General features: G+C 48.8%; 2 protein-coding genes. Both read left to right on the forward strand.

Going from position 1 to position 1,136, the window contains the following annotated elements; genetic code table 11:
- On the forward strand, positions 1–960 hold a 960-nt coding region (locus R7E78_RS24435; protein ID WP_318058380.1), incomplete at its 5' end, for an anthranilate synthase component 1.
- Between the two features lie 5 nt (positions 961–965).
- Positions 966–1,136 (forward strand): glutamine amidotransferase-related protein (locus R7E78_RS24440; protein ID WP_411913764.1); only part of this gene is annotated, 171 nt, incomplete at its 3' end.

The following is a 1,136-nucleotide window of genomic DNA, read 5'->3' on the forward strand; positions in this document are numbered from 1 at the left end:
TCGCAAAAAGCAGCGCTAGAAAGTCGAATCGAAGATATCCGAGCTCAATGCACATCGCCAAAGCGTCTTCCAGACGCAACGCAAGTGGCCAATATCACAGCTCAACCAAGCGTTTCGGATCAAGACTTCTGTCAAATCGTCCGTGATCTAAAAGAATTCGTGGTAAAAGGCGATATTTTCCAAGTGGTTCCTTCTCGTCGATTCACATTGCCTTGCCCTTCTCCGTTGGCAGCTTACAAAGAGCTAAAGCAAAGCAACCCAAGCCCTTACATGTTCTACATGCAAGATGAGCTGTTCACTTTGTTTGGTGCGTCTCCAGAAAGTGCCTTGAAGTATGAAACCGACACCAACCAAATAGAAATCTACCCAATTGCGGGGACTCGCCGTCGCGGTAAACGTCCAAATGGCGAAATCGATTTTGATTTAGATAGCCGTATTGAACTTGAACTGCGTAGCGACAAAAAAGAGAACGCTGAACATATGATGTTGGTAGACCTAGCTCGTAATGATGTAGCGCGCATCTCGCAAGCAGGTACTCGTCATGTTGCCGATCTCCTTAAAGTCGACCGCTATAGCCATGTTATGCACTTGGTGTCCCGCGTGGTTGGCCAGTTGCGCGATGACCTTGATGCTTTGCACGCTTACCAAGCTTGTATGAACATGGGCACGTTAACTGGAGCGCCAAAAATTCGTGCAATGCAACTGATTCGCGATGTTGAAGGTGCTCGTCGTGGCAGCTATGGCGGAGCGGTAGGCTACCTGACAGGAGAAGGCACGCTCGACACTTGTATCGTGATTCGCTCGGCTTACGTGGAAAACGGCATCGCTCAAGTACAAGCAGGTGCAGGCGTGGTATTCGATTCTGACCCTCAAGCAGAAGCCGATGAAACACGCGGAAAAGCTCAAGCGGTTATCTCTGCTATTCAAGCGGCGCATTCTCAACCTGCGAACAAGGAGTAGCAGACATGGCGAACATCGTATTCATCGATAACTTTGACTCGTTCACCTATAACCTTGTGGACCAATTCCGCTCATTAGGTCACTCAGTCAAAATTTATCGTAACCACATTCCGGCAGAAACCATCGAACAAGCAATAAACGAGCTCGAAAACCCCGTCGTTCTGCTATCACCGGGG

This window comes from Vibrio sp. YT-19(2023) (assembly GCF_033337395.1).